The 2,277-nt window shown below is 64.3% G+C and carries 4 protein-coding genes and 1 pseudogene; 1 reads left to right on the top strand and 4 read right to left on the bottom strand.

What is annotated here, in order from left to right; genetic code table 11:
- Positions 1–200, top strand: a pseudogene (locus AB0B89_RS36080) (hypothetical protein); the annotation flags it as partial.
- A gap of 152 nt (positions 201–352) precedes the next feature.
- Here the strand turns inward: AB0B89_RS36080 and AB0B89_RS36075 are convergent.
- The 4 genes from AB0B89_RS36075 to AB0B89_RS36060 all read right to left on the bottom strand — a co-directional run.
- Complete coding sequence (locus AB0B89_RS36075; protein WP_358562190.1) at positions 353–688, bottom strand: helix-turn-helix transcriptional regulator; 336 nt, start codon at positions 686–688, stop codon at positions 353–355.
- Complete coding sequence (locus tag AB0B89_RS36070) at positions 685–1,056, bottom strand: type II toxin-antitoxin system RelE/ParE family toxin (RefSeq protein WP_358562187.1); 372 nt, start codon at positions 1,054–1,056, stop codon at positions 685–687. The genes AB0B89_RS36075 and AB0B89_RS36070 overlap by 4 nt, the downstream gene beginning before the upstream one ends.
- Positions 1,057–1,516: 460 nt before the next feature.
- The gene (locus tag AB0B89_RS36065; protein WP_358562184.1) at positions 1,517–1,723 is read right to left on the bottom strand and encodes a DUF397 domain-containing protein; all 207 of its coding nucleotides are present in this window, start codon (positions 1,721–1,723) and stop codon (positions 1,517–1,519) included.
- On the bottom strand, positions 1,714–2,277 hold a 564-nt coding region (locus AB0B89_RS36060; protein WP_358562181.1), incomplete at its 5' end, for a DUF5753 domain-containing protein. The genes AB0B89_RS36065 and AB0B89_RS36060, both read right to left, overlap by 10 nt.

Genomic DNA, 2,277 nt, shown 5'->3' with positions numbered 1-2,277 from the left:
ACGAGCAGGTCGTCCGGCACGGTGGCGAGGTGCCGGCACGCGGGTGGCGTGGAGACTTCCCCGGGGAGGACGCGTCCGTACCGGCGGCCCGTGCAAGGGCACGCGAGCTGCCGGCCGCGCGGATCGGGCTTACGGCGCTAGATGACGTGCTACTCCTGCTCACCGAGGTGATCACCAACGCGGTAACCCACTCCGGCTAACTTGATCGCATCCGCGTGGGATCGTCCTGCCACTACGGTGAGGCGGGTAAGTCGGTCCGGCTTCAGGTGGCGGAGTAACCGTGAGGCAGAGCCCCCGCGTCCTTGAGGGCCGCGGTGGGGCATTTGGACTGGGTCGCACGTCGGGGCTCGGGTTATGCGGCGTGGGTGTCGGTGCCGCGCAGGATGTAGAGGTCGTCACCGAATACCGCCGAGATCTGAATCTGCCCGCCGAGTGCCTGCACATAGCGGGCAATGGCGTCGACGGTGGATACCTCGCCACGCTCGATCTGCGAGATCCTGCTCTTGGTCACGCCCATCTGGTCGGCCACCTCCGTCTGTGACAAGCCCATTGTCTTACGCCGCTCGGCCAGTCGGTGGCCGTCAATGTAGGCCTGGTTACGCCGACGTGCCTGAGTCAGCGCTTCCTCGCCGCCGGAGTTCGCCACGATGCCGGCGCGGATGTCATTCCATTTGGGAAAGGTCGTCATCGGTCCTTCTCCTCCAGCTCGCGTTCCTTCAGATACTCCTCATACAGTTCTTCCGCGCGGGGGATGGCCCGGTGATACCAGCCGGACCAATCGCCGGACTTGTCACCGCCTACCAGCAGGATGGCCGACCGCCATGGATCGAACAGGAACAGGATCCGCATTTCGGAGCGTCCGGCAGAGCCCGGCCGTAGTTCCTTCAGGTTGTGGATCTGTGATCCTTCGAGCCTGTCGACCAGCGGTCGGCCTAACCCGGGGCCGGCCTGGGCCAGTCTGTCGATGGCGTCGACGACCTGAAGCCGGGAACGTTCGTCCAGCATGTTGATCCAGGCAAGGATCTCGTTGGTGACGCGGATCTCCCATTCCTCCACACTCGGAGTGTAGCAAATGCTCTACTTCGGAGTTGGGAGAAGTGGATGGGGCCCGGTGAAGAAGCGCCAAGGCCCCACCCTGCCGTCACTGGACCGCCCACGACGCTGTAGCCGTCGGGACGACCCCGATTTGGGTGGGGCACTGAGCTGTGACTGCGGGGTCAAGATGTGCGCCTGGTTGAGCAGTAGGGTTCGGTGGATGATGCGTGGGGCCGGTCGTCGCTGTGCTCAAGGTGAGCTGCCCGGTATCCAACCGAACGGGTGCGTCAGTGGCGCTCAGCTCAAGCGGGTGCCGGGAGCGCCGCAACCCCCACCCCTGGCCATCCAGGTGAGCTAATCGCTCGGGTGGGCGGCAACGGTGCCCCACCCAAATGGGCGCCGGGTTGGCTGTATACGAAGTCCGTCCCGGGCAGTCGGCTTGGGCGTGACCGTGGGTGCCACCAAGGCCTGCTTCGGTCGGTCATGCCAGTTGGCCAAGACCGTCCGCCTTGAGGCCGCCGATGAAGGATCTCCACTCGGCGGAAGCGAAGATCAACGGAGGGTCGTCGGAGTTCTTACTGTCGCGGACCGCGACCACCCCGGGCAGGTTCGCGGCGACCTCAACGCACTGACCGCCGTTGTCCGAAGAGCGTGACGACTTCCGCCAAAGGGCGCTGCTCAGGTCCATTCCCGTCTCACATCCTCGATCATTTTAGGGGATACCTGCTCAGGATAGGCCCATGCCCGTACCGCTTCATATCGGTTCCAAATGGAAATTACGAATTCACGGTCGCTCGTGATCTGTCCCTGAACAGGTGAGTCCGCGTGAATGGTGTCCGGCTGGTTGTCAGGTAGCTCAGCGATCATGAATGCGCCTGCCAGACCGGCCAGGCAATCGGGATCGACGATCTGAACGGTGACGGAAGGTCGTTCGGCTGTTTCCAGCAGGTAGCCGAGCTGTTCACTCATCACCGTCGGTCCACCGACCCTGCGACGCAGCACACCCGCGTCGACGAGGACGAGGAGCAGGGGTGCGTCCTCTCGGTCGAGAATCTTCCGGCGAAGCATGCGGGCCTCAACCTGCTTCTCCACCTCCTCGGTAGCGGCTCGGGGCCCACGGCTGAACAGTTGCCGAGCATACGACTCCGTTTGGAGGAGGCCGGGGATCAGCAAGGGGTCCCAGGAGCGGAGGACGAGGGCGTGGGGTTCGATCTCCTCGGCCCAGCCTCTGAACCAGATCGG

Origin of the sequence: Sphaerisporangium sp. NPDC049002 (assembly GCF_040649355.1) — a bacterium.
Classification (GTDB): domain Bacteria; phylum Actinomycetota; class Actinomycetes; order Streptosporangiales; family Streptosporangiaceae; genus Sphaerisporangium.
This window is presented reverse-complemented; position numbering and strand designations above follow the sequence as displayed.

Coding starts and splice junctions, on each gene's coding strand:
- AB0B89_RS36075 (WP_358562190.1), bottom strand. CDS start 688: ATGACGACCTTTCCCAAATGGAATGACATCCGCGCCGGCATCGTGGCG.
- AB0B89_RS36065 (WP_358562184.1), bottom strand. CDS start 1,723: ATGGACCTGAGCAGCGCCCTTTGGCGGAAGTCGTCACGCTCTTCGGAC.